The following is a 22,289-nucleotide window of genomic DNA, read 5'->3' as shown; positions in this document are numbered from 1 at the left end:
CCGTGAAGCGCGCACCGAGTCGTGGCCTGGTGTCCACGTTCGTCGGGATCGTCCTGCTCGCGGTGATGCTGTTTCCCGTCTACTGGATGGTGAACGCCTCCCTGCAGCCGGCAGGCAACCCACTACGGGGAGGCTGGTTCCCGCTCCACCCGGACCTCGGCGGGTACGCCACGGCACTGCGCGATCAGGGACGCAACCTCGTCACCAGTCTCGTCGTGGCCCTCGGCAGCGTGGCGTTCAGCCTCACGCTCGCCGCGCCGGCGGCCTACGCGCTGGCCCACCTCCCCCTCCGGGGCATCAACCTCGTGCTCTTCGGCGTCCTGATCACACAGATGGTGCCGGGCATCGCCGTGGCCAACGCGCTCTACAACGCCTACAACGACCTGGGGCTCCTCAACTCCTCCCTCGGACTGATCCTCGCCGACTCCACCGCCGGGGTCCCCTTCGCGATCATCATTCTGCGTTCGTTCATGCAGGGCATTCCCAGGGAGATCATCGAGGCCGCGCGCGTGGACGGGGCCGGGAGGCTGCGCACCTTCCGCTCCGTGATACTCCCGCTGAGCACCAACGCGCTGATCACGGCGGCGCTCTTCACCTTCCTCTTCGCCTGGAGCGACTTCCTCTTCGCCCTCACGCTGACCACCACGGACACCGTGCGGCCGATCACCCTCGGCATCTACGAGTACATCGGCGCGCACACGAACCAGTGGAACGCGATCATGGCCACCGCGGTCCTGGCATCCGCCCCGGCGACCGTGCTGCTCGTCATCGCCCAGCGCCACGTCGCCGCCGGCGCCACGAGCGGGGCCGTCAAGTGAGGGACGGTCCCGTCCCCGTCCGGTCCGTCCAAGCAGTGCGCTCCGGCCCATGGCCGGACAGGGCTCTTCGGGACAGGGCTCTTCGAGTACCGCCTACCCTTGTTCCATGACCAGCAGCAGCGACCGGAGCCCCGCAGTGGACGTTCACGCACCCAAGAGCTATGAGATCCGCACCTACGGGTGCCAGATGAACGTCCACGATTCCGAGCGATTGGCCGGGCTGCTCGAAGAGGCCGGGTACGTGCGGGCGCCCGAGGGGGCGGACGGCGACGCGGACGTGGTCGTCTTCAACACCTGCGCCGTGCGGGAGAACGCCGACAACCGGCTCTACGGCAACCTCGGCCGCCTCGCGCCGAAGAAGGCAGTCCGGCCCGGCATGCAGATCGCCGTCGGCGGCTGCCTGGCGCAGAAGGACCGCGACACCATCGTGAAGAAGGCGCCCTGGGTGGACGTCGTCTTCGGTACGCACAACATCGGCAAGCTGCCCGTTCTGCTGGAGCGCGCCCGCGTGCAGCAGGAGGTGCAGGTCGAGATCGCCGAGTCGCTGGAGGCGTTCCCGTCGACCCTGCCGACGCGGCGCGAGAGCGCGTACGCGGCCTGGGTGTCGATCTCCGTGGGCTGCAACAACACCTGCACCTTCTGCATCGTCCCGGCGCTGCGCGGCAAGGAGAAGGACCGCCGCCCCGGCGACATCCTCGCCGAGGTGGAGGCCCTGGTCGCCGAAGGCGTCTCCGAGATCACGCTGCTCGGGCAGAACGTGAACGCCTACGGCTCCGACATCGGCGACCGCGAGGCCTTCAGCAAGCTGCTGCGTGCCTGCGGGAACATCGAGGGCCTGGAGCGCGTCCGCTTCACCTCCCCGCACCCGCGCGACTTCACCGACGACGTCATCGCGGCCATGGCCGAGACGCCGAACGTGATGCCGCAGCTGCACATGCCGTTGCAGTCGGGCTCGGACGCCGTGCTCAAGGCGATGCGCCGGTCCTACCGGCAGGAGCGCTACCTGGGGATCATCGACAAGGTGCGCGCCGCCATCCCGCACGCCGCGATCACCACCGACATCATCGTCGGCTTCCCCGGGGAGACCGAGGAGGACTTCGAGCAGACGCTTCACGTGGTGCGCGAGGCGCGGTTCGCGCAGGCCTTCACCTTCCAGTACTCCAAGCGGCCCGGCACCCCGGCCGCCGAGATGGAGAACCAGATCCCCAAGGACGTCGTCCAGGCGCGCTACGAGCGGCTCGTCGCCCTCCAGGAGGAGATCTCCTGGGAGGAGAACAAGAAGCAGGTCGGCCGCACCCTGGAGCTGATGGTCGCCGAGGGCGAGGGGCGCAAGGACGGGGCCACCCACCGGCTGTCCGGCCGCGCCCCCGACAACCGCCTGGTCCACTTCACCAAGCCGGACCAGGAGGTGCGCCCCGGTGACGTGGTGACCGTCGAGGTGACGTACGCCGCCCCGCACCACCTCCTCGCCGAGGGGCCCGTCCTCGACGTGCGCCGCACGCGCGCGGGCGACGCGTGGGCGAAGCGGAACGCGGCGGAGGCCGCCGAGCCGGCCGGTGTGATGCTGGGTCTGCCGAAGGTCGGAGTGCCGGCGCCGCTGCCCGTGGCCACCGCCGGCGCCTGCGGCTGCGACTGACGCCACCGTCACCGCCGTACGCGGCGTCCGGCCCGGTTAGGCTGCGGATCATGCTTGTCGCCGCCGCCGTCTGTCCCTGTCCGCCCCTGCTCGTGCCCGAGGTCGCCGCGGGTGCGGCGCCCGAACTGGACGGCGCCCGTGCCGCCTGCAAGGACGCGCTGGGCGTGCTCGCCGCCGCCCGCCCCGACCGGCTGGTGGTCGTCGGGCCTGCCGGGGAGGGCGGGGAGGGCGCCTACGCGGAGGGCGCGCGGGGGTCGTTCCGGGGCTTCGGTGTGGACGTCGACGTACGCCTGGGTGCGGGCGGCACGGCTCAGGAGCGAGAGCTTCCGCCGTCGCTCGCGGTCGCCGCGTGGCTGTTGGAGCGCACGCGCTGGGCCGGCGCGCCCGTGGACGGCCTGGGAGTACCGGAACTCCTGGCTCCCGAGCGGTGCGCCGAGGTCGGATCCGGGCTGGCCGCACAGGCCGGGCGGACGGCCCTGCTGATCATGGGCGACGGCAGCGCGTGCCGCTCGGTGAGGGCGCCGGGCTACCTGGACGAGCGCGCGGCCGGCTTCGACGCGGAGGTCGCGCGGGCGCTGGGTGCGGCGGACGTGACGGCCCTGAGATCCCTTGACCCGGCCCTGGCCCACGCATTGCAGGCCCGCGGCCGGGCCCCCTGGCAGATCCTCGCGGGCGCGGCGGAAGGCGTACGCCTGGCCGGCAACCTGCTGTACGACGAGGCGCCGTACGGCGTGGGGTACATGGTGGCCGCCTGGTCGTAGCGGTCCTGTGAGGGTGACCCGAGCTCGGGAAGCTCCTGCCGGGTACCGCGACACGGCGGACGGCCGGGAGGCCGTGGCCCCGCGGCCGTCCGCCGATGGGTGACGCGCTGTCCGGAGCGTGATCAGGAGGCCGAAGGCGGCTGTGGTGTCTCCGGGGGCGCCGCTTCGCCGGTCGACGGGCCGGTGTCCCGGTGGGCGAGGCGCTCCACCGCGTTCTTCGCCTTGTCCGTGCCCGTGTGGATCTTGTCGCTGTACTTGCCCTTGGTCCGTTCGTCGATCATCTTCGCGGCCTTGTCGAGGCCGCGGTCGACCTTGTCCTCGTGCTGCTGCGCGAGGCCCGAGACCCTGGCTTTCAGGTTGTCCACGAGGCCCATGGTCCACCTTCCCTGGCTCAAGCGGTTACGTACGGGCGCCCTCGTCGGCCTCGCTGTCGGCGACCTCCTCGGCGGACTGCTGCTTCGGGATCCCGACCCCGTCGTCGGCGGCGGCATCGGCGCTCTTGTGCGGCGACGCGCCCTCCGCCTTCCCGTCGGGCTCGGCCGCGCCCGCGTCCGCTTCCTTCGCCTCGTCCGGCGCCCCCATCTCGGCACCCTCCACCGCCTGTGGGGCCTCCGCCGCGGCCGACCGGTCCTCCTCAGTCGTCCTCGACCTCCGGAGAAGCCGTGCAAAAACGCCCATATCCACTCCATACGTTACTCGTGCGGGCGAAATACCGCGTAGCCCGGTGCGTCCCATTGCGTCGCCCCGGGTCACCCGTTCTCGAACCGGTGACCGGAACCACGCAACAGGCAACGACCCCCCACTCGGGGCGTCACGTAACTCGTTCGAGGCGGGGTCCGGAGGTTTGCGAGACTGTTGCGGTGAGTAGTGCAGCCCCCGCGCCGCGGGTCATCGCCGTCGTCGGACCGACCGCGGCCGGAAAGTCCGATCTGGGAGTATTCCTGGCCCAACAGCTCGGTGGGGAGGTCGTCAACGCCGACTCCATGCAGCTCTACCGGGGGATGGACATCGGCACCGCCAAGCTGACGCCCGAGGAGCGCGGCGGCGTTCCGCACCACCTGCTGGACATCTGGGACGTGACGGTGACGGCGTCCGTCGCCGAGTACCAGCGCCTCGCCCGCGCCCGTATCGACGCGCTGCTCGCCGAGGGCCGCTGGCCGGTCCTGGTGGGCGGCTCGGGGCTGTACGTGCGCGGCGCGGTCGACAACCTGGAGTTCCCCGGGACCGACCCCGAGGTGCGCGCCCGGCTCGAGGAGGAGCTCGCCCTGCGCGGCTCCGGAGCGCTCCACGCGCGCCTGGCCGCCGCCGACCCGGAGGCCGCCCGGGCCATCCTGCCCGGCAACGGCCGACGGATCGTCCGGGCCCTGGAGGTCATCGAGATCACCGGCCGGCCCTTCACCGCCAACCTCCCGGGTCACGACTCGGTCTACGACACCGTCCAGATCGGCGTCGACGTCAGCAGGCCCGAGCTGGACGAACGGATCGCACGCCGGGTCGACCGGATGTGGGAGGCGGGGCTCGTGGACGAGGTGCGGGCGCTGGAGGCGCAGGGCCTGCGCGCGGGGCGTACGGCGTCACGCGCGCTCGGATACCAGCAGGTGCTCATGGCGCTCGCGGGGGAGTGCACGCTGGAAGAGGCGCGCGCGGAGACCGTACGCGCAACCAAGCGCTTCGCGCGCCGTCAGGACTCCTGGTTCCGCCGTGACCCGCGCGTGCACTGGCTCAGCGGCGCCGCGGACGACCTCGGGGAACTTCCGCATCTCGCGCTGGCGTTGATCGAACGACCGGTTACAGCCTGATCACGTGATGGCATCGGGACGCTCCGGCCGTCATCCGGGCCTCATCCGGCATGCCATCATCGAGCTTCGATCGACCAAGTGAGTCCGAGTTGGGAGGGCGCGTGGCGATGGAGGCCGGCCCTCGCGACACCGCACAAGGCGCGCAGCACGGGGCCGCGCAGGACGAGGACCCAAGGCTCAGTTCCGACGGTCCCGACGAGCAGCTGCCGGGCGGTGTGACCGCCGACGGGCCGGACGTGGACGAGCTGTCCACCGGGCTCGAGGTCGAGGTCGAGCTGCGCCCGCAGCGTCGGCTGCGGATCTGGCAGCTCGCCCCGATCGTGGGGCTGGCCGCGGTCGGCTCCCTGATGTTCGCCTTCCCGCTGGCGTTCGAGTTCGGTGACGGCGGCGCCGTGGTCGCCATGCTCGGCCTGCTGATCTGCTCGTGCGCGGCCGGCTGGGGCATGATGGCCGCGCGGCGCGTCGGTTACACGTGGCCCGGCCTGCCGCAGCGCGGCTCCGGACGGCGCCCGGACTGGCGTGTCGTCCTCGGGTACGTCGTGGTGGTCGTCGCGGTCGTCGCGCTGGCCGTGTGGCGCGTGGCCCGGCTGCGCTGAGCACCCTCGCCGGACGCGGCTGACCCCGCTGCCGTACCGACCTCGCCGTACGCCGCTGCCCCATGGCCTCGCCGTACGCCGCTGTCGTACCGACCCCGTACGATCGAGGGATGAGCACGCGGATCGCCTTCCTCAAGGGCCACGGCACGGAGAACGACTTCGTGATCATCCCGGACCCCGAGAACGTCATCGACCTGCCCCCGGCCGCCGTCGCCGCCCTGTGCGACCGCCGCGCGGGCATCGGCGGCGACGGTCTGCTGCACGTCGTGCGCTCCGCCGCGCACCCCGAGGCCGAGAAGATGGCCGGTGAGGCGGAGTGGTTCATGGATTACCGCAACAGCGACGGCTCGGTCGCGGAGATGTGCGGCAACGGCGTACGGGTGTTCGCGCGCTACCTCCAGCACGCCGGTCACGTGACCGAGGGCGATCTCGCGATCGCCACGCGCGGGGGTGTCAAGACCGTCCACGTCGCGAAGGACGGCGATGTCACCGTCGGGATGGGCCGGGCCGTCCTGCCCGCGGGGGACGTCACGGTCAGCGTCGGCGAGCGCAGCTGGCCCGCGCGCAACGTGAACATGGGCAACCCGCACGCGGTCGCGTTCGTCGACGACCTCGCGCACGCGGGGAACCTGTTCACCCCGCCCCCTTTCAGCCCGGCCTCCGCCTACCCGGACGGGGTGAACGTCGAGTTCGTGGTCGACCGCGCTCCTCGCCACGTCGCGATGCGCGTCCACGAGCGCGGCTCCGGGGAGACCCGCTCGTGCGGCACGGGCGCGTGCGCGGTGGCCGTCGCCACGGCCCGCCGCGACGGCGCCGACCCGGCCGTGACGGGCAACCCCGTGACGTACACCGTGGACGTCCCGGGCGGCACCCTGGTGATCACCGAGCGCCCGGACGGCGAGATCGAGATGACCGGCCCGGCGGTGATCGTCGCCGAGGGCGAGATCGACGCCGAGTGGCTCCGGACCGCGGCCCGCTGACGCGCACCTCGACGACGCCGTCGCGCGGACCGGAAGTCCCCGGGCGAACGGGCCGGGGAGTCTCCTGCCGCTCCTGCGGCTTTCCGAACTCGCGCCTCCACTCTGCCCTTTGAGGGGCGAACGGACGGCGCGCCGAAGCACGGCGTGGCACGCGGGCGGTGACATTGCGCACCGCGCGGTGGCCGAAAGAAGGCGCTCACCCTTGCCGCCGTACGGCTCCGGATCACAGCCCCAGCCGCTTCCGGCGCTCCGATCCCCAGCTTCGGGCCGGTGGAAACGCCGGAATCGACGGCCGGAGCAGATTCCCCTGGCGGAAACGCGTAAACCTTCAGGGCATCGCTCGAATGGGTGATCCGCTTCACGCTCGGCGAGAGCCGGTCGGGCAGGCGTGGTGGGCTCGATAGCATCAAGCACCGGCCGGGACGGGGGACCGTCGCGAGCCCCTGCGCCGCGAACGCCAGCAGGCACTCCGTCCGCCGGTCGACGCAGCCGGAGGTGCCCAATGAGTGCGGAGGCCACGAACCCTGCCGACCCCGCCCCTGCAACGCCCGGGGCCCACCGAAGGAAGAGCCGCGCCCGGCTCGACCTGCGCCGGCTGGGCCGGGCCGCACTGCTCGGCCCCGCCACCCGCGACCGGTTGCCCGACGCCATCGGTCACGTCGTCGAGGCCCACCGCGCCCACCACCCCGACGCCGACCTCGAACCACTGCGCCGCGCCTACCTGTTGGCCGAGTCCTCGCACCGGGGACAGATGCGCAAGAGCGGCGAGCCGTACATCACACACCCCCTCGCCGTGACCTTGATCCTCGCCGAACTCGGGGCCGAGACGACGACCTTGACCGCCTCCCTGCTCCACGACACCGTCGAGGACACCGATGTGACGCTCGAGCAGGTGCGCGAGGAGTTCGGCGAGGAGGTGCGCTACCTCGTCGACGGTGTCACCAAACTCGAGAAGGTCGACTACGGAGCGGCCGCCGAGCCCGAGACCTTCCGCAAGATGCTCGTCGCGGCCGGCAACGACGTCCGCGTGATGTCGATCAAACTCGCCGACCGGCTGCACAACATGCGCACGCTCGGCGTGATGCGCCGGGAGAAGCAGGAACGCATCGCCAAGGTCACCCGGGACGTGCTCATCCCGCTCGCCGAGCGCCTCGGCGTCCAGGCGCTCAAGACCGAACTCGAGGACCTCGTCTTCGCGGTCCTGCACCCGGAGGAGTACGAGCACACCAGGGAACTCATCGCCGAGAACGCGGCGCACGGCGACGATCCGCTCGCCGAGACGGCCGACCAGGTGCGCACGGTGCTGCGCGAGGCCGGGATCCCGGCCGAAGTCCTCATCCGGCCACGGCACTTCGTCTCCGTCCACCGCGTCTCCCGCAAGCGGGGCCGGTTGCGCGGCGCGGACTTCGGGCGCCTGCTGGTGCTCGTGAACGAGGACGCCGACTGCTACGCGGTCCTCGGTGAACTGCACACCTGCATGACTCCGGTGGTCTCGGAGTTCAAGGACTTCATCGCCGTCCCCAAGTTCAACCTGTACCAGTCGCTGCACACCGCGGTCACGCGGGAGGACGGCGAGGTCGCCGAAGTCCTCATCCGCACCCACCAGATGCACAAGGTCGCCGAGGCCGGAGTGATCGCGCTCGGCAATCCCTACGCCCCCGCCTCCGACGATCCGGCCGACGGCGAGCGCGCCGACCCCACCCGGCCCGGCTGGCTCTCCCGGCTGCTTCAGTGGCAGCAGGCGGCGCCGGACACCGACACGTTCTGGTCGTCGCTGCGCGAGGACCTCGCCCAGGACCGGGAGATCACCGTGTTCCGCCCCGACGGGGGCGCGCTGGGGCTTCCGGAGGGCGCCAGTTGCGTGGACGCGGCGTACGCACAGTACGGGGAGGACGCGCACGCCTGTATCGGCGCCCGGGTCAACGGCCGGCTGGCGACGCTGAGCACGGTCCTGAAGGACGGCGACACCGTGCAGCTCCTCATGGGCCAGGACCCGGCCTCCGAGCCGTCCCGGGAGTGGCTGGAGCACGCCCACACGCCGGCCGCGCGGATCGCGATCCAGCGATGGCTGGCGGCGCATCCGGTGTCCGCCGAGACCTTCGGTGGCGCGTCGGCGCCGGGCGCCCGGGGCGCGCTGGACGTCGCCGGAGCGCACGCCACCGGCCTCGGGACCGCCGCACGCCCGCCGGCCCTGCCCGCGCGCCCCACCACGGACACGCCCGGCGTGCGCGACGCCAACGCCGTCGTGGACCTGCCCGGCGCTACCGCGCGCCTCGCGGGCTGCTGTACGCCGGTGCCGCCGGACGAGGTCACCGGCTTCGCCGTGCGCGGGGGCGTGGTGACCGTGCACCGCGTCGAGTGCGCCGGAGTGGAGCGCATGAAGAGCGCCGGGCGCGAGGAGGTCGGGGTGCGCTGGGGGGACACCACCGAGTGCCGGGTCACGCTCGTCGCGGAGTCCTTCGGCCGCCCGCACCTGCTCGCGGACCTCACCGAGGCCATCGCCCTGGAAGGCGTCGCCATCGTCTCGGCCACGGTCGAGCCCCCGAGCCAGCAGCGCGTACGCCACACGTACACACTCCAGCTCCCGGACGCCTCCCATCTGCCGTCCCTGATGAGAGCGATGCGGAACGTGCCGGGGGTGTACGACGTGAGCAGAGCCCAGCACCCGGCGACGACCGTGCACTGACAGTGCCCCCCCGGCTGCCTGTCCGGTGCGGGCCGGCCGTCCCCGTTCGGCCGCCGGCCCGCGTCCCCCTACAGCCGCCCCGGCCGGCCTCCCGCACGGCCGCTGCCTGATCCTCCCCGTACGGCCGCCGCCGGATCCCGCGAGTCGGCCCCCTGCTCCGTCAGCCGTCCCCCGGCTGAACCCGTTCGGGTGGGACGGATGCGCGTCGGACACGTCCGGGGAGTGCGCGCTGATAGCGGTGGTCCATGCCGCTCAGCCTTCGTTCCGTCACGCCACGTGTCCACCGTGCCCAGGCGGCCGTGCTCGCCTGTGCCGTCTCCGGTTGTCTGATCGCCGCGAGCGCCCCTTCGCCCGCCGTCCCCCTCGGCGTCGGCGACCGTCTCTACCCCACGCTCGGCAACCCCGGATACGACGTCCGGTCGTACGACCTCTCCTTCACCTACACCGGCGACAACAGCAAGCCGCTCGCCGCCGTCACCACCATCAACGCCCGCACCACCCAGCGGCTGGAGCACGTCAACCTCGACTTCGCGCACGGCACGGTCGAGTCCGTCGACGTCAACGGACTGCGCGCGGACTTCACCGGCACGGGGGAGGACCTGGTGATCACTCCGGGCGTCCCGCTCCCCAAGGGGAGCCTGCTGCGCATCACCGTGCGGCACACCAGCGACCCCGTCTCCGGCAAGGACCGGCAGGGCGGCTGGGTGCGCACCGACGACGGGCTCGCCATGGCCAACCAGGCCGACGCCGCCCACCTGGTCTTCCCGTGCAACGACCACCCGTCCGACAAGGCGATGTTCACGATCCACGTGACCGCGCCGGACGACTACACGGCCGTGGCGAACGGCGTCCCGGTGAGCACGCGGCGAAGCGGAAGAAGCACCACCTGGACCTACCGCACCCAGCACCCCATGGCCACGGAACTCGCCCAGGTGTCCATCGGCCGCACCGCCGTCCTGCACCGCACGGGACCCCACGGCCTTCCCGTCCGCGACGTGGTCCCGGCCGAGGATCAGGCGGAGCTCGGACGCTGGCTGGAGAAGACGCCCGACCAGATCGCCTGGCTGGAGAAGAAGGTCGGCCCCTACCCCTTCGAGACGTACGGGGTGCTGATCGCCCGGGCCAAGACCGGCTTCGAGCTGGAGACGCAGACGCTGTCCCTCTTCGAGAAACGCATCTTCACCGAGCCCGCCCTCCCCGCGTGGTACATCGAGTCGATCATGGTGCACGAGCTGTCCCACCAGTGGTTCGGCGACAGCGTCAGCCCGCGCACCTGGTCCGACCTGTGGCTCAACGAGGGACACGCCACCTGGTACGAGGCCCTGTACGCGGACGAGACGGCGCACCGGTCCCTTCAGGCGCGGATGAAGGCGGCGTACACCCTCTCCGACGGCTGGCGCGCCTCCGACGGCCCGCCCGCTGCGCCCAAGCCCCCGAAGCCCGGCCAGAAGATCAGCCTCTTCCGGCCCAACGTCTACGACGGAGCCGCCCTGGTGCTGTACGCCCTGCGCCAGGAGATCGGCGCCACCGCATTCCAACGCCTGGAGCAGGCCTGGGTGGCACTGCACCACGACTCCACGGCGACCACGGCCGACTTCGAACGCCTGGCGTCCGACACCGCCGGACGTGATCTGAGCGCCTTCTTCCAGGGGTGGCTCCACGGCGAGAAGACCCCGCCGATGCCCGGCCACCCGGACTGGAGGAGCCAGCCCGCCGAGAACGCCCAGGGCGCCGAACAAGTCGGATGACGGGACGGGCCGTGCCGTGGGACCATCATCAGGTCGGCGGCGCGGCCCTCCCGGGGCGGGTGACCGGGAATCTTCCGGGGCACTCGAGCGTTGTGACCGCTGACGACGTCTGTGACGGGCCCTGCACGGCCGCCACTCCGTCACCGCAACCGGATTCCCATCGACGTAAGGACCCAATGACCTCCTCTTCTTCCCCTTCCCAGGACGCCAAGCGCCTCGCACACGCCTACGCCGAAGGTCTTCGGGCCGATGCCCTGATGGAAGAGGACGTCGCCTGGAGCCACGAGATCGACGGAGAGCGGGACGGCGACCAGTTCGACCGCTCCGAGCGCGCGGCCCTGCGCCGTGTCGCGGGCCTGTCCACCGAGCTCGAGGACGTCACCGAGGTCGAGTACCGGCAGCTGCGGCTGGAGCGCGTCGTGCTCGTCGGGGTGTGGACGTCGGGGACCGCACAGGACGCGGAGAACTCCCTCGCCGAGCTGGCCGCCCTCGCGGAGACCGCGGGTGCCCTCGTGCTCGACGGTGTGATCCAGCGCCGTGACACGCCCGACGCGGCCACCTACATCGGCTCCGGCAAGGCGAACGAGCTGCGCGACATCGTCCTCGAGACGGGCGCGGACACCGTCATCTGCGACGGTGAGCTGAGCCCGGCCCAGCTGATCCACCTCGAGGACGTCGTCAAGGTCAAGGTCATCGACCGTACGGCCCTGATCCTGGACATCTTCGCCCAGCACGCCAAGTCCCGCGAGGGCAAGGCGCAGGTCGCGCTCGCCCAGATGCAGTACATGCTGCCGAGGCTGCGCGGCTGGGGTCAGTCGCTGTCCCGGCAGATGGGCGGCGGCAGCGGCGGCCTCGCGACCCGCGGCCCCGGTGAGACCAAGATCGAGACGGACCGGCGGCGGATCCGCGAGAAGATGGCGAAGATGCGCCGGGAGATCGCGGAGATGAAGACCGGCCGCGAGATCAAGCGCCAGGAGCGCAGGCGCCACAAGGTGCCCTCGGTCGCCATCGCGGGCTACACCAACGCCGGCAAGTCCTCCCTGCTCAACCGCCTCACCGGCGCGGGCGTCCTGGTCGAGAACGCACTGTTCGCGACCCTCGACCCGACCGTGCGCCGGGCCCAGACCCCGAGCGGGCGGCTGTACACGCTGGCGGACACCGTCGGCTTCGTACGGCACCTGCCGCACCACCTGGTCGAGGCGTTCCGCTCCACGATGGAGGAGGTCGGCGACTCCGACCTGATCCTGCACGTGGTCGACGGTTCGCACCCGAACCCGGAGGAGCAGCTGGCCGCCGTGCGCGAGGTGATCACGGACGTCGGCGCCACCGACGTACCGGAGATCGTCGTGATCAACAAGGCGGACGCGGCGGACCCGCTGGTGCTCCAGCGGCTGCTGCGGATCGAGAACCGCGCCATCGCGGTCTCGGCCCGCACCGGCCAGGGCATCGAGGAACTGCTCGCGCTCATCGACGACGAGCTGCCGAGGCCGTCGGTCGAGATCGAGGCCCTGGTGCCCTACACGCACGGCCGACTGGTCGCGCGCGCCCACTCCGACGGCGAGGTGATCTCCGAGGAGCACACCCCGGAGGGCACCGTGCTCAAGGCTCGGGTGCACGAGGAACTGGCGGCGGAACTGGCGCCGTACGCGCCGGCGCCCGCGCTCTGACCCTCGGCGCGAAGGTGCGAAGCCCGCTCCCTGCGACAGGGAGCGGGCTTCGCCTTCTTCACGGGTGTCCGGGGACGGACGACGGCGAGGCGGGGCGCGTCACTGGTCCGCGAACTTCCTGCTGACCCCCTCGTAGACGCCCTTGGCCACCGTGCTCAGCCGCGGCCCGGCCAGCCAGCCGGTGGTCACCGGGCCGATCGACGTGTTGGAGACCAGGGCGGGCTTGCCGTCCGCCCCCGTCTCCACCCAGCCGCCGCCGGACGCACCGCCCGTCATGGTGCAGCCGATGCGGTACATCGTCGGGTCCGTCCGCGCGAGCGACAGCCGGCCCGGCTTGTCCTGGCACCGGTACAGCGTCTGGCCGTCGTACGGAGGCGCGGCCGGGTAGCCGGTCGCGGTGATGCTGTCGACCTTCGGAATGGCCGGCGCGTCGAAGTTCACCGGGAGCGCCGAGCCGACGGTCTCCTCCAGGGACTTGCCGCCGTTGCCCTGCTCCGGCGTCACGTGGATGACGGCGAAGTCGTACGACGCGCCCTGGCCGCCCGTCTCGCCGCCCTGCTCGATCCACTGCTCGGAGGTCTGCGCCCAGTCACCCCACCAGACACCGTACGGGGCGATCTCCTGCCGCGTCGCGTTCCTCAACTCGGCCGCCGTCAGCCCGGAGTTGTTGTACGCCGGCACGAACGCGATGTTGCGGTACCAGCCGCCGTTCCTGCCCGCGTGCACGCAGTGGCCCGCCGTCCACACGAGGTTGGACTTCCCGGGGTGCGCCGGGTCCTCCACCACGGTTGCCGAACAGACCATCGTGCCCTTGGGGGAGTCGAAGAACACCTTCCCCGCCGTGGGCGCGTTGTCGTGGTACGCGGTCGGCACCGCCTGCGCCTTCACCGGTGCCGGGGTCGGGTCCGTGACGCCCTGGTCGCCCGAGAGGTCGCCCGAGTCGACCTTCTTGGCGGGGTCATTGGCCTTGCGCATCCGGTCCGGGTTCCACAGACCCTTGATGATCGGGTTGATGTAGTCGTCGGCCTCGCGCAGCCAGTCGTCCCTGTTCCAGTTCTTCCAGGCGCCGTTCTTCCACTTGTCGATGTCGATCCCGTGCTTCTTGAGCTTCTGCTTGATGTCGTCCGGGATCTTGATCTTGCCGTCGCCCGCGGAGGACGCGGACGCGCTCGCCCCCGCATGCGCATCGCCGCCACCGCCCGCGTCGCACGCGGTCGCGGTCAGCGCCAGCGCCACGGCGAGGCCGACCGCCGCCGGCACCGGGGAGGTTCTGCGGCGCGCACCGCCTTCCGAGCGGACGGCGAAGAGCGGTCGTATCGGTCGCATGGTGGAACTCCCCCTGGAAGGAACGGTGTCGGGCAGTGGCCTGCCGCCGAGACGGCGGTAGGCAACGGATGATCATCCTCTTCCGCTGAACGGCATCACACACTATGCGCTCGCTGTGAGGGAGTTCCCGCGGAACGGCAACGGTTCGGCTACAAGCCGCCTGATCCGGCCGATCGTCCGGAGCCCGAAGATCTTCCGCCCGCCCGCTTCCCCGCGCCGCTCGGGTCGTTGTAGGTGCGGGGGCCTGCCGTCCCGGCCCGGGCCCTCGACCATCGCCTCTGAACAGCGGGAGGAACTGACGCCGTGACCGTGACGGAGACTGCGGTGGTGCCGGTGGAGGGCGCGTCGAAGGGGCGCGCGGGAGCCGAAGAGGGGCGCGAGGGGGCCTCAGAGCCCGAGCGTGCGCGCGGGGCGCACGAAGGCATTCTGCGGCGGCAGTCGGCGCGCGAGTCCGCGGCGCGCACCTACGCGCGTGCCCTGCCGATCGTGCCCGTGCGGGCGCGCGGGCTCACCATCGAGGGCGCCGACGGACGCCGCTACCTGGACTGTCTCTCCGGCGCGGGCACGCTGGCCCTCGGCCACAACCACCCGGTGGTCCTGGAGGCGATCCGGAAGGTCCTCGACTCGGGTGCGCCGCTGCACGTCCTGGATCTGGCCACGCCCGTGAAGGACGCCTTCACCACGGAGCTGTTCCGCACCCTGCCGCCCGCACTCGCCGACCGCGCGCGCGTGCAGTTCTGCGGACCGGCCGGGACGGACGCCGTCGAGGCGGCACTGAAACTGGTGCGCACGGCCACCGGGCGAAGGGGCATCCTGGCCTTCACCGGCGCCTACCACGGCATGACCGCGGGGGCGCTCGAGGCGTCCGGGGGCGCGGGCGACGTCCGCGTCACCCGTCTGCCGTTCCCCCAGGACTACCGCTGCCCGTTCGGGGTCGGCGGCGAGCGCGGCGCCGAACTGTCCGCCCGCTGGACGGAGTCCCTCCTCGACGACACCAAGTCGGGGGTGCCCCTGCCCGCCGGGATGATCCTCGAACCGGTCCAGGGCGAGGGCGGGGTGCACCCGGCGCCGGACGCGTGGCTGCGCCGTATGCGGCGGATCACCGAGGCCCGGGCCATCCCGCTGATCGCGGACGAGGTGCAGACGGGCGTGGGCCGCACCGGACGCTTCTGGGCGGTCGAACACAGCGGGGTGGTGCCCGACGTGATGGTCCTGTCCAAGGCGATCGGCGGCAGCCTGCCGCTCGCCGTCGTCGTCTACCGCGACGACCTCGACGTGTGGAAACCCGGCGCCCACGCCGGCACGTTCCGTGGCAACCAGCTCGCCATGGCCGCCGGCACCGCGACCCTCGCTTACGTCCGCGAGAACCGCCTCGCCGAGCGCGCTGCCACGCTCGGCGCCCGCATGCTGGACCGACTCCGGGGCCTCGCCGCCGAGTTCCCGTGCGTCGGGGACGTACGCGGCCGGGGGCTGATGATCGGCATCGAGCTGGTGAACCCCGAGTCCGCATCCGACCCGGCGCCCCAGGACTCCCCGGCCTTCCTGACCGGGGGCATCCGACCACGCCCCGCCGCGCCCGCGCTGGCCGCGGCCGTGCAGCGGGAGTGCCTGCGGCGCGGTCTGATCGTGGAGCTGGGCGGGCGGCACGCGAGTGTGGTCCGCCTGCTGCCGCCGCTGACGATCACCGACGAACAGACGGACGCGGTTCTGGACCGGCTCGCCGACGCGGTGGCCGCGGTGGCCGCAGGGTCGGTGGTCCATCCCTGAGCCCGCCCCGCCGTTCGCCGGCACGGGCACGAGGACCGGCCGGCGGCCGGACACGACCTCCGTCGACCCGGTCCGTCCTCCACCGGTCCCGGGGTCACCGCACCCGCACCCGCACCCGCGCCTGGCCCGTCGCCGTACGAGCCGGAACGACCTCACGAGGTACGCCCTTGAACTCCACCCCCGCCCACGCGACTCCCGCACCCGAGGGTCCCGCCCACGACGGGGGCCGCCCCGCCTCCGGCGGTCACGGCCCCGCCCCCGCGCGGAGCGCCGTCCGCGCGCGGGCCACCGTGCCCACGGGACTCCACACGCTGCCTGCGCAGCAGCCGCCATCACCGGAGGCCGACGAGCCGCACGGCACCGCCGCCGACCCTCTGGACCACCCGGACCCGCACACGGCGGCCCAGGCCGCGACCGTGGAGAACCTGCTGCGCTGCTGGGTCCGCGAGCACGACCTCGCCGCTCCCGCCGACGGCACCCTGCGCATCCCGCTCCGCGCCGGCGGCACGGCCCTCCTCGTCCCGGTCCACCACTGGTCCCCCACCGGCTGGCACCGCTTCGGCCTGCCCCGCCTGGCCGGCGCACCGGAGCAGGCCCCGCCCGTGGACGCGGTGACGGTGGCGGCACTGCTGGCACGGGAGACGGCGGGCTCCGGGGCCGCAGCGGCCACCGCCCCCGCCGGGGCCGCACCGGCCCCAGCCCCCGCCGGGGCCGCACCGGAGCCGGGCGCCGTGCCGAACCACGTCACCGACCTGCTGGCCCGCGTCGCCGACTCCGCACGCCGCACCGCCACCTTCCTCGCCGACCGCTGTGAGCGTCCCGCGGACGGTGCGGACCTCTTCCTCTCCGCCGAACAGGCCCTGCTGCTCGGGCACCCGATGCACCCCACGGCCAAGAGCCGCGAGGGCCTCTCGGACACCGAGGCCCGGCTCTACTCACCCGAGCTGCGCGGCTCCTTCCCGCTGCACTGGTTCGCGGTCGCGCCCTCGGTGTGTGCGGCCGACTCGGCATGGACGGAAGGCGGCCGGCCCCTGCCCGCCGACCGGCTCACCGAACGGCTCGCCGGCCCGGACCTCCCGCTGCCTCAGGGCTTCACCGCACTGCCGCTGCACCCCTGGCAGGCGCGCGAGATCCGGCACCGCCCCGAGGCGGCCGCCCTGCTGGACGCCGGACTCCTGAGGGACCTCGGCCCCCACGGCACGCCCTGGCACCCGACCTCCTCCGTCCGCACCGTCCACCGCTCGGGCGCCCCCGCGATGCTCAAGCTGTCGCTGGGCCTGCGCATCACCAACTCCCGGCGGGAGAACCTCCGCAAGGAACTCCACCGGGGCGTCGAGGTGCACCGCCTGCTGCGCGGCGGCCTCGGCACGCAGTGGCGCGCAGCGCACCCCGGCTTCGACATCGTCCGCGACCCCGCCTGGGTCGCCGTCGACGGCCAGGACGGCAACCCCGTGGCCGGACTGGACGTGGTGATCCGCCACAACCCCTTCGCCCCCGTCGACGACGCCTCCTGCGTCGCCGGACTCGTCTCGCCCAGGCCCCGCCCGCACCCCGACGGACAGCGGCGTCCCGTCATGTGCTCCCGGCTCGCCGAGATCGTCACCCGTCTCGCCGGGCGCACCGGCCGCTCCCGCGGGGCCGTCGCCACCGAGTGGTTCCTGCGCTACCTCCACCACGTGGTCCGCCCGGTGCTCTGGCTGGACAGCGAGGCCGGCATTGCCCTGGAGGCACACCAGCAGAACACCGTGCTCCTGCTGGACGCCGAGGGCTGGCCCGCGGGCGGCCGCTACCGCGACAACCAGGGGTACTACTTCCGCGCGTCCCGCCGCGCCGAACTCGACGCACGACTGCCCGGCATCGGCGAGCTCAGCGACACGTTCGTCTCCGACGAGGTCACCGACGAGCGCTTCGCCTACTACCTCGGCATCAACAACGTCCTCGGTCTCATCGGAGCGTTCGGCTCCCAACGCCTCGCCGACGAACGGCTGCTGCTCGCCGCCTTCCGCGGCTTCCTCGCCGACGCCGCCACCGGTCCGGGCCGGCTGCGCACGACCCTGCCGGCGCGTCTGCTCGACTCACCCGTCCTCAGGTGCAAGGCCAATCTGCTGACCCGGCTGCACGGCCTGGACGAACTCGTCGGCCCGGTCGACACCCAGTCCGTCTACGTCACCATCACCAACCCCCTCCATCCCTGACCTGGCCGTCACGCACCGCCCTGATCCCCGAGGAACATGACCCGTCCCGTCTTCTGAGAGGAGCGTCGCCGTGTCTCCCACCGACGCGAGCACCGGCACCGGCACCGACACCGGCACCGCCTCCGTGGAGCCCGTCACCGCCCCGGGCCCGGGAGCCGGCGCTCCCTCCGGCACCGGTCCGGACTCCGGCCCCGACTGCGAGGAAACCCTCGATCTACGGCTGCCCGGTGAGTTCCTGGCGCTCCGCGTCCAGGAGGAGCAGGGCACGTCGGAGCCTCCGCCGGACGACGACCTCCTGGACCATGTCGCCGACTGGGGAGCCACGTCCACCCCCGTGGGTGTCTTCCACCTCGTGCCGGTCCACCTCGGCCGCGATCTCCCGCTGATCGTTCGCTGGATGAACGACCCCGCCGTGGCGGTCTTCTGGGAACTCGCCGGAGACGCATCGGTCACCGAGCGGCACCTGCGCGCCCAACTGGCCGGTGACGGACGCAGTGTCCCCTGCCTCGGCGTGCTGGACGGCACCCCCATGAGCTACTGGGAGATCTACCGCGCGGACCTCGACCCCCTGGCCCGCAACTACCCCGCCCGTCCCCATGACACCGGAGTCCACCTCCTCATCGGCGGTGTCGCCGACCGCGGGCGCGGCCTCGGCTCCGCACTGCTCCGCTGCGTCGCCGACCTCGTCCTCGACCGGCGTCCCTCCTGCGCTCGCGTCGTCGCCGAACCCGATCTGCGCAACACGCCCTCCGTCGCCGCGTTCCTGAGCGCCGGCTTCCGGTTCTCCGCCGAGATCGACCTGCCCGACAAGCGGGCCGCCCTGATGGTCCGGGACCGGGCCCTGCGCCATCTGCTTTAGCGTCCTCCGCAGCGTCATCACTGTGAGTAACGATGCTCGTCCCGCATCACACCACCCCGGCACCCCCGCACCACACATGAGCCTTCCATGCGCCGAGGGATGCGGCGCCCGTTTGTCAGTGCCGCACCGTAGGGTGGTCGCGCTATGACGAAGCCCTCACTCCCCGAACTCCTCCATGCAGCCGTCGCAGCCGTCGGCGGCACGGAGCGCCCCGGCCAGGTGGCCATGGCCCAGGCCGTCGCGGAGGCGATCGACGACGGCTCCCATCTGCTGGTCCAGGCCGGCACCGGCACCGGAAAGTCGCTGGGCTATCTGGTGCCCGCGCTCGCGCACGGGGAGCGCGTGGTCGTGGCGACCGCCACCCTGGCGCTGCAGCGGCAGCTCGTCGAGCGGGACCTGCCGCGCACGGTGGAGGCGCTGCACCCGCTGCTGCGCCGCCGCCCGGAGTTCGCCATGCTCAAGGGCCGGTCGAACTACCTGTGCCTGCACCGACTGCACGAGGGCGTGCCGCAGGACGAGGAGGACGGCCTCTTCGACCAGTTCGAGGCCGCGGCGCCCACCAGCAAGCTGGGCCAGGACCTGCTGCGGCTGCGCGACTGGTCCCAGGAGACGGAGAGCGGCGACCGCGACGACCTCACCCCCGGCGTCTCCGACCGCGCCTGGGCCCAGGTGTCCGTGTCGTCCCGGGAGTGCCTGGGCGCCTCGAAGTGCGCGTACGGCGCCGAGTGCTTCGCCGAGACGGCCCGTGAGCGGGCCAAGCTCGCCGAGGTCGTCGTCACCAACCACGCGCTGCTCGCGATCGACGCCATCGAGGGCGCCCCGGTCCTCCCGCAGCACGAGGTGTTGATCGTCGACGAGGCCCACGAGCTGGTCTCCCGGGTGACGGGCGTCGCCACCGGAGAGCTCACCCCCGGCCAGGTCAACCGTGCGGTGCGCCGCGCGGCGAAACTCGTCAACGAGAAGGCCGCCGACCAGCTCCAGACCGCGGCCGAGGGCTTCGAGCGGCTGATGGAGCTGGCCCTGCCCGGCCGTCTGGAGGAGATTCCGGAGGACCTCGCCTACGCACTGATGGCGCTGCGCGACGCCTGCCGCACGGTGATCTCCGCGATCGGCGCCACCCGCGACAAGTCCGTCCAGGACGAGGACGCGGTGCGCAAGCAGGCGCTGGCCTCCGTGGAGAGCGTGCACGACGTGGCGGAGCGGGTCACCAACGGCTCCGAGTGGGACGTCGTCTGGTACGAGCGCCATGACCGCTTCGGTGCCTCCCTGCGTGTGGCCCCCATGTCGGTGTCGGGACTGCTGCGGGAGAAGCTGTTCGCGGACCGCTCGGTCGTCCTCACCTCCGCCACCCTGAAGCTGGGCGGCGACTTCAACGGCGTCGGGGCGTCCCTGGGACTGGCCCCCGAGGGCACGGAGGGCGACGACGTGCCGAAGTGGAAGGGGGTGGATGTCGGATCCCCCTTCGACTATCCGAAGCAGGGCATCCTGTATGTCGCGAAGCACCTGTCACGCCCCGCGCGGGACGGCGAGCGCACGGACATGCTGGACGAGCTGACGGAGCTGATCCAGGCGGCCGGTGGCCGCGCCCTGGGCTTGTTCTCGTCGATGCGGGCCGCTCAGCTCGCCGCGGAGGAGCTGCGCACCCGTATCCCCGAGTTCCCGATCCTTCTCCAGGGCGAGGAGACCCTGGGGGAGCTGATCAAGAACTTCGCGGCGGACCCGAGGACGTGCCTGTTCGGCACACTGTCGCTCTGGCAGGGCGTCGACGTCCCCGGGCCCAGCTGCCAGCTGGTCGTCATGGACAAGATCCCCTTCCCGCGCCCCGACGACCCGGTGATGAGCGCCCGGCAGAAGGCCGTCGAGGAAGCCGGGGGCAATGGCTTCATGGCCGTCGCGGCCACGCACGCCGCGCTGTTGATGGCACAGGGCGCCGGCCGACTCGTACGGGCGTCAGGCGACAGAGGTGTCGTCGCCGTCCTGGACCAGCGGCTCGCCACGGCCCGCTACGGCGGCTATCTGAAGGCGTCCCTGCCCGACTTCTGGTACACGACGGACCGCAACCAGGTCCGGAAGTCCCTGGCGGCGATCGACGCCGCGGCGAAGGCTCAGGGAGCGTAGCTCCCCGTCCGCGTGCGTCGCCCCCAGCGCCGGCGAGGGCCGGGCCATGCGTCGGCGCAGTGGCGGCGGGGCCCCGGGCCGTCGCGCCGTCGCGGCGGCGGGGAGGCGGGGAGGCGGGGAGGGATGAATGCGGTGCGCGCCGGCGCAGTGGTGGTGAAGGGAAGGCGGAGTGCGCGGCGTGCCCGGCCGCGGACAGCATGGGGCCCCGGAACCGGCGCAGGGGTCCCGGGGCCCGGATCAGGGGCGGGCGTCCGTGCGCCCGCCGCGGAGGGTCACACCCGCCGCAGTACCGCCACCACCTTGCCGAGGATCGTCGCCTCGTCGCCCGGGATCGGCTGGTACGCGGAGTTGTGCGGCAGCAGCCAGACGTGGCCGTCCTCGCGCTTGAACCGCTTCACGGTGGCCTCGCCGTCGAGCATCGCGGCGACGATGTCACCGTTCTCCGCGACGGGCTGGCGGCGGACCGTTACCCAGTCGCCGTCACAGATCGCTGCCTCGATCATGGAGTCGCCGACGACCTTCAGGACGAAGAGCTCACCGTCACCGACGAGCTGCCTCGGGAGCGGGAAGACGTCCTCGACCGACTCCTCGGCGAGGATCGGGCCACCGGCCGCGATCCGGCCGACCAGGGGGACGTACGACGCGGCGGGCTTGCCCGCGGTGTCGGTGGGCTGCACGGAGGACGCCTGGTCGGAGCCGCGCACCTCGTAGGCGCGCGGACGGTGCGGGTCACGGCGCAGGAAACCCTTGCGCTCCAGTGCCATCAGCTGGTGAGCGACCGATGAGGTGCTGGAGAGGCCGACGGCCTGGCCGATCTCCCGCATCGACGGCGGGTAGCCGCGCCGCTGTACCGAGTCCCGGATGACCTCGATCACCCGGCGCTGCCGCTCGGTCAGCCCGGAGCTGTCCGCCCGGATGCCTGGAGGTCGGCCGGGCAGGGACCTCTTCGGCCCCTCAGGGCTCGTGGCTTCGTTCATGGCATGCACCGGCTCGAGTCGGCCCTGGGAGCGGTCCTGGGCAGTGATGGTGGCACTGTCTGCGGTGGTGGTCACGTCGTCGGCCCCTCTCGATGGTCTCCCGTGCAGCACAACGGTAGTTGCTTTCGAAAGGTTGCGCCAAACACACGTTCGAGTGAAAAACCGGGAATTGCCTGACGTGATCAGGTCTCCGGGTGTATTGAGCCGACGCCGCTTCCGCTGGGCGGAAGTGTCCCCTGCTGTACTCTTCACCGCCGGGGCGAGGGCCTTGTGGGCCGCCACGGACGGCGCCCAGTCTGCCATCCGACGCACCGCAGGCCGGGTATCAGCCCCGCTTCTCCATGTGGCGTCCACCG

General features: G+C 72.4%; 17 protein-coding genes. 13 read left to right on the top strand and 4 right to left on the bottom strand.

Features of this window, described 5'->3' with window-relative positions:
- Nucleotides 1-2: 2 nt before the first annotated feature.
- The 3 genes from SY2F82_RS09690 to SY2F82_RS09680 all read left to right on the top strand — a co-directional run bounded on the left by SY2F82_RS09690 (nt 3) and on the right by SY2F82_RS09680 (nt 3,215).
- Nucleotides 3-818, top strand: a complete 816-nt coding sequence (locus SY2F82_RS09690; protein WP_236041296.1) for a carbohydrate ABC transporter permease — start codon at nt 3-5, stop codon at nt 816-818.
- A gap of 106 nt (nt 819-924) precedes the next feature.
- Nucleotides 925-2,454: a tRNA (N6-isopentenyl adenosine(37)-C2)-methylthiotransferase MiaB gene (gene miaB, locus SY2F82_RS09685; protein ID WP_200418547.1), complete on the top strand. Its 1,530-nt coding sequence runs from the start codon at nt 925-927 to the stop codon at nt 2,452-2,454.
- Between the two features lie 50 nt (nt 2,455-2,504).
- Entirely contained in the window at nt 2,505-3,215 is a 711-nt protein-coding gene (locus SY2F82_RS09680; protein WP_200418546.1) for a class III extradiol dioxygenase subunit B-like domain-containing protein, read from the top strand.
- A 122-nt stretch (nt 3,216-3,337) separates the two neighbouring features.
- Here SY2F82_RS09680 and SY2F82_RS09675 read toward each other — a convergent pair whose 3' ends face one another.
- Nucleotides 3,338-3,589 (bottom strand): antitoxin, encoded by a 252-nt coding sequence (locus tag SY2F82_RS09675; protein WP_200418545.1) that lies wholly within the window; start codon nt 3,587-3,589, stop codon nt 3,338-3,340.
- A 25-nt stretch (nt 3,590-3,614) separates the two neighbouring features.
- A complete protein-coding gene (locus tag SY2F82_RS09670) occupies nt 3,615-3,797 on the bottom strand; it encodes a gliding motility protein (RefSeq protein ID WP_308437754.1) in 183 nt (60 codons plus the stop codon).
- A gap of 278 nt (nt 3,798-4,075) precedes the next feature.
- On the opposite strand from SY2F82_RS09670, the gene miaA reads away from it, so the two are divergent.
- The 6 genes from miaA (at nt 4,076) to hflX (ending at nt 12,691) form a co-directional block, all read left to right on the top strand.
- Nucleotides 4,076-5,014, top strand: coding sequence for a tRNA (adenosine(37)-N6)-dimethylallyltransferase MiaA (gene miaA, locus SY2F82_RS09665; protein WP_200418543.1), 939 nt, complete (start codon nt 4,076-4,078; stop codon nt 5,012-5,014).
- A 107-nt stretch (nt 5,015-5,121) separates the two neighbouring features.
- Nucleotides 5,122-5,610, top strand: a complete 489-nt coding sequence (locus SY2F82_RS09660; protein ID WP_200418651.1) for a hypothetical protein — start codon at nt 5,122-5,124, stop codon at nt 5,608-5,610.
- Nucleotides 5,611-5,720: 110 nt separating this feature from the next.
- Nucleotides 5,721-6,590 carry a diaminopimelate epimerase gene (dapF, locus tag SY2F82_RS09655; protein ID WP_200418542.1) on the top strand — a complete coding sequence of 290 codons (870 nt, stop codon included), beginning with the start codon at nt 5,721-5,723 and terminating at the stop codon, nt 6,588-6,590.
- A gap of 502 nt (nt 6,591-7,092) precedes the next feature.
- Nucleotides 7,093-9,276 (top strand): bifunctional (p)ppGpp synthetase/guanosine-3',5'-bis(diphosphate) 3'-pyrophosphohydrolase, encoded by a 2,184-nt coding sequence (locus SY2F82_RS09650; RefSeq protein ID WP_200418541.1) that lies wholly within the window; start codon nt 7,093-7,095, stop codon nt 9,274-9,276.
- A gap of 245 nt (nt 9,277-9,521) precedes the next feature.
- Nucleotides 9,522-11,024, top strand: coding sequence for a M1 family metallopeptidase (locus SY2F82_RS09645; RefSeq protein ID WP_200418540.1), 1,503 nt, complete (start codon nt 9,522-9,524; stop codon nt 11,022-11,024).
- 176 nt (nt 11,025-11,200) lie between these two features.
- Complete coding sequence (gene hflX / locus SY2F82_RS09640; RefSeq protein ID WP_200418539.1) at nt 11,201-12,691, top strand: GTPase HflX; 1,491 nt, start codon at nt 11,201-11,203, stop codon at nt 12,689-12,691.
- 99 nt (nt 12,692-12,790) lie between these two features.
- On the opposite strand, the gene SY2F82_RS09635 is transcribed toward hflX, so the two are convergent.
- Nucleotides 12,791-14,017, bottom strand: a complete 1,227-nt coding sequence (locus tag SY2F82_RS09635) for a serine protease (protein ID WP_200418538.1) — start codon at nt 14,015-14,017, stop codon at nt 12,791-12,793.
- Nucleotides 14,018-14,440: 423 nt separating this feature from the next.
- Here SY2F82_RS09635 and SY2F82_RS09630 point away from each other — a divergent pair, with 423 nt between their 5' ends.
- The 4 genes from SY2F82_RS09630 (at nt 14,441) to SY2F82_RS09615 (ending at nt 20,956) form a co-directional block, all read left to right on the top strand.
- Nucleotides 14,441-15,784 (top strand): diaminobutyrate--2-oxoglutarate transaminase family protein, encoded by a 1,344-nt coding sequence (locus SY2F82_RS09630; RefSeq protein WP_236041331.1) that lies wholly within the window; start codon nt 14,441-14,443, stop codon nt 15,782-15,784.
- 311 nt (nt 15,785-16,095) lie between these two features.
- The gene (locus tag SY2F82_RS09625; RefSeq protein WP_236041327.1) at nt 16,096-17,979 is read left to right on the top strand and encodes an IucA/IucC family siderophore biosynthesis protein; all 1,884 of its coding nucleotides are present in this window, start codon (nt 16,096-16,098) and stop codon (nt 17,977-17,979) included.
- Between the two features lie 70 nt (nt 17,980-18,049).
- The gene (locus SY2F82_RS09620; RefSeq protein ID WP_200418536.1) at nt 18,050-18,838 is read left to right on the top strand and encodes a GNAT family N-acetyltransferase; all 789 of its coding nucleotides are present in this window, start codon (nt 18,050-18,052) and stop codon (nt 18,836-18,838) included.
- Nucleotides 18,839-18,982: 144 nt separating this feature from the next.
- Complete coding sequence (locus SY2F82_RS09615; protein ID WP_200418535.1) at nt 18,983-20,956, top strand: ATP-dependent DNA helicase; 1,974 nt, start codon at nt 18,983-18,985, stop codon at nt 20,954-20,956.
- A 272-nt stretch (nt 20,957-21,228) separates the two neighbouring features.
- Here SY2F82_RS09615 and lexA read toward each other — a convergent pair whose 3' ends face one another.
- On the bottom strand, nt 21,229-22,008 hold the full coding sequence (lexA, locus tag SY2F82_RS09610) for a transcriptional repressor LexA (RefSeq protein WP_200418534.1): 780 nt from the start codon (nt 22,006-22,008) through the stop codon (nt 21,229-21,231).
- Nucleotides 22,009-22,289: the final 281 nt, after the last annotated feature.

It is taken from the genome of Streptomyces sp. Y2F8-2 (genome assembly GCF_014905555.1).
Classification (GTDB): domain Bacteria; phylum Actinomycetota; class Actinomycetes; order Streptomycetales; family Streptomycetaceae; genus Streptomyces; species Streptomyces cynarae.
This window is presented reverse-complemented; position numbering and strand designations above follow the sequence as displayed.

What these genes read in the sequence shown, in the direction of transcription:
- SY2F82_RS09670 (WP_308437754.1), bottom strand. Translation starts at nt 3,797, where the DNA reads ATGGGGGCGCCGGACGAGGCGAAGGAAGCGGACGCGGGCGCGGCCGAG.
- SY2F82_RS09680 (WP_200418546.1), top strand. Translation starts at nt 2,505, where the DNA reads ATGCTTGTCGCCGCCGCCGTCTGTCCCTGTCCGCCCCTGCTCGTGCCC.
- dapF (WP_200418542.1), top strand. Translation starts at nt 5,721, where the DNA reads ATGAGCACGCGGATCGCCTTCCTCAAGGGCCACGGCACGGAGAACGAC.
- SY2F82_RS09615 (WP_200418535.1), top strand. Translation starts at nt 18,983, where the DNA reads ATGACGAAGCCCTCACTCCCCGAACTCCTCCATGCAGCCGTCGCAGCC.
- SY2F82_RS09650 (WP_200418541.1), top strand. Translation starts at nt 7,093, where the DNA reads ATGAGTGCGGAGGCCACGAACCCTGCCGACCCCGCCCCTGCAACGCCC.
- SY2F82_RS09635 (WP_200418538.1), bottom strand. Translation starts at nt 14,017, where the DNA reads ATGCGACCGATACGACCGCTCTTCGCCGTCCGCTCGGAAGGCGGTGCG.
- hflX (WP_200418539.1), top strand. Translation starts at nt 11,201, where the DNA reads ATGACCTCCTCTTCTTCCCCTTCCCAGGACGCCAAGCGCCTCGCACAC.
- miaB (WP_200418547.1), top strand. Translation starts at nt 925, where the DNA reads ATGACCAGCAGCAGCGACCGGAGCCCCGCAGTGGACGTTCACGCACCC.
- SY2F82_RS09675 (WP_200418545.1), bottom strand. Translation starts at nt 3,589, where the DNA reads ATGGGCCTCGTGGACAACCTGAAAGCCAGGGTCTCGGGCCTCGCGCAG.
- SY2F82_RS09660 (WP_200418651.1), top strand. Translation starts at nt 5,122, where the DNA reads ATGGAGGCCGGCCCTCGCGACACCGCACAAGGCGCGCAGCACGGGGCC.
- SY2F82_RS09645 (WP_200418540.1), top strand. Translation starts at nt 9,522, where the DNA reads ATGCCGCTCAGCCTTCGTTCCGTCACGCCACGTGTCCACCGTGCCCAG.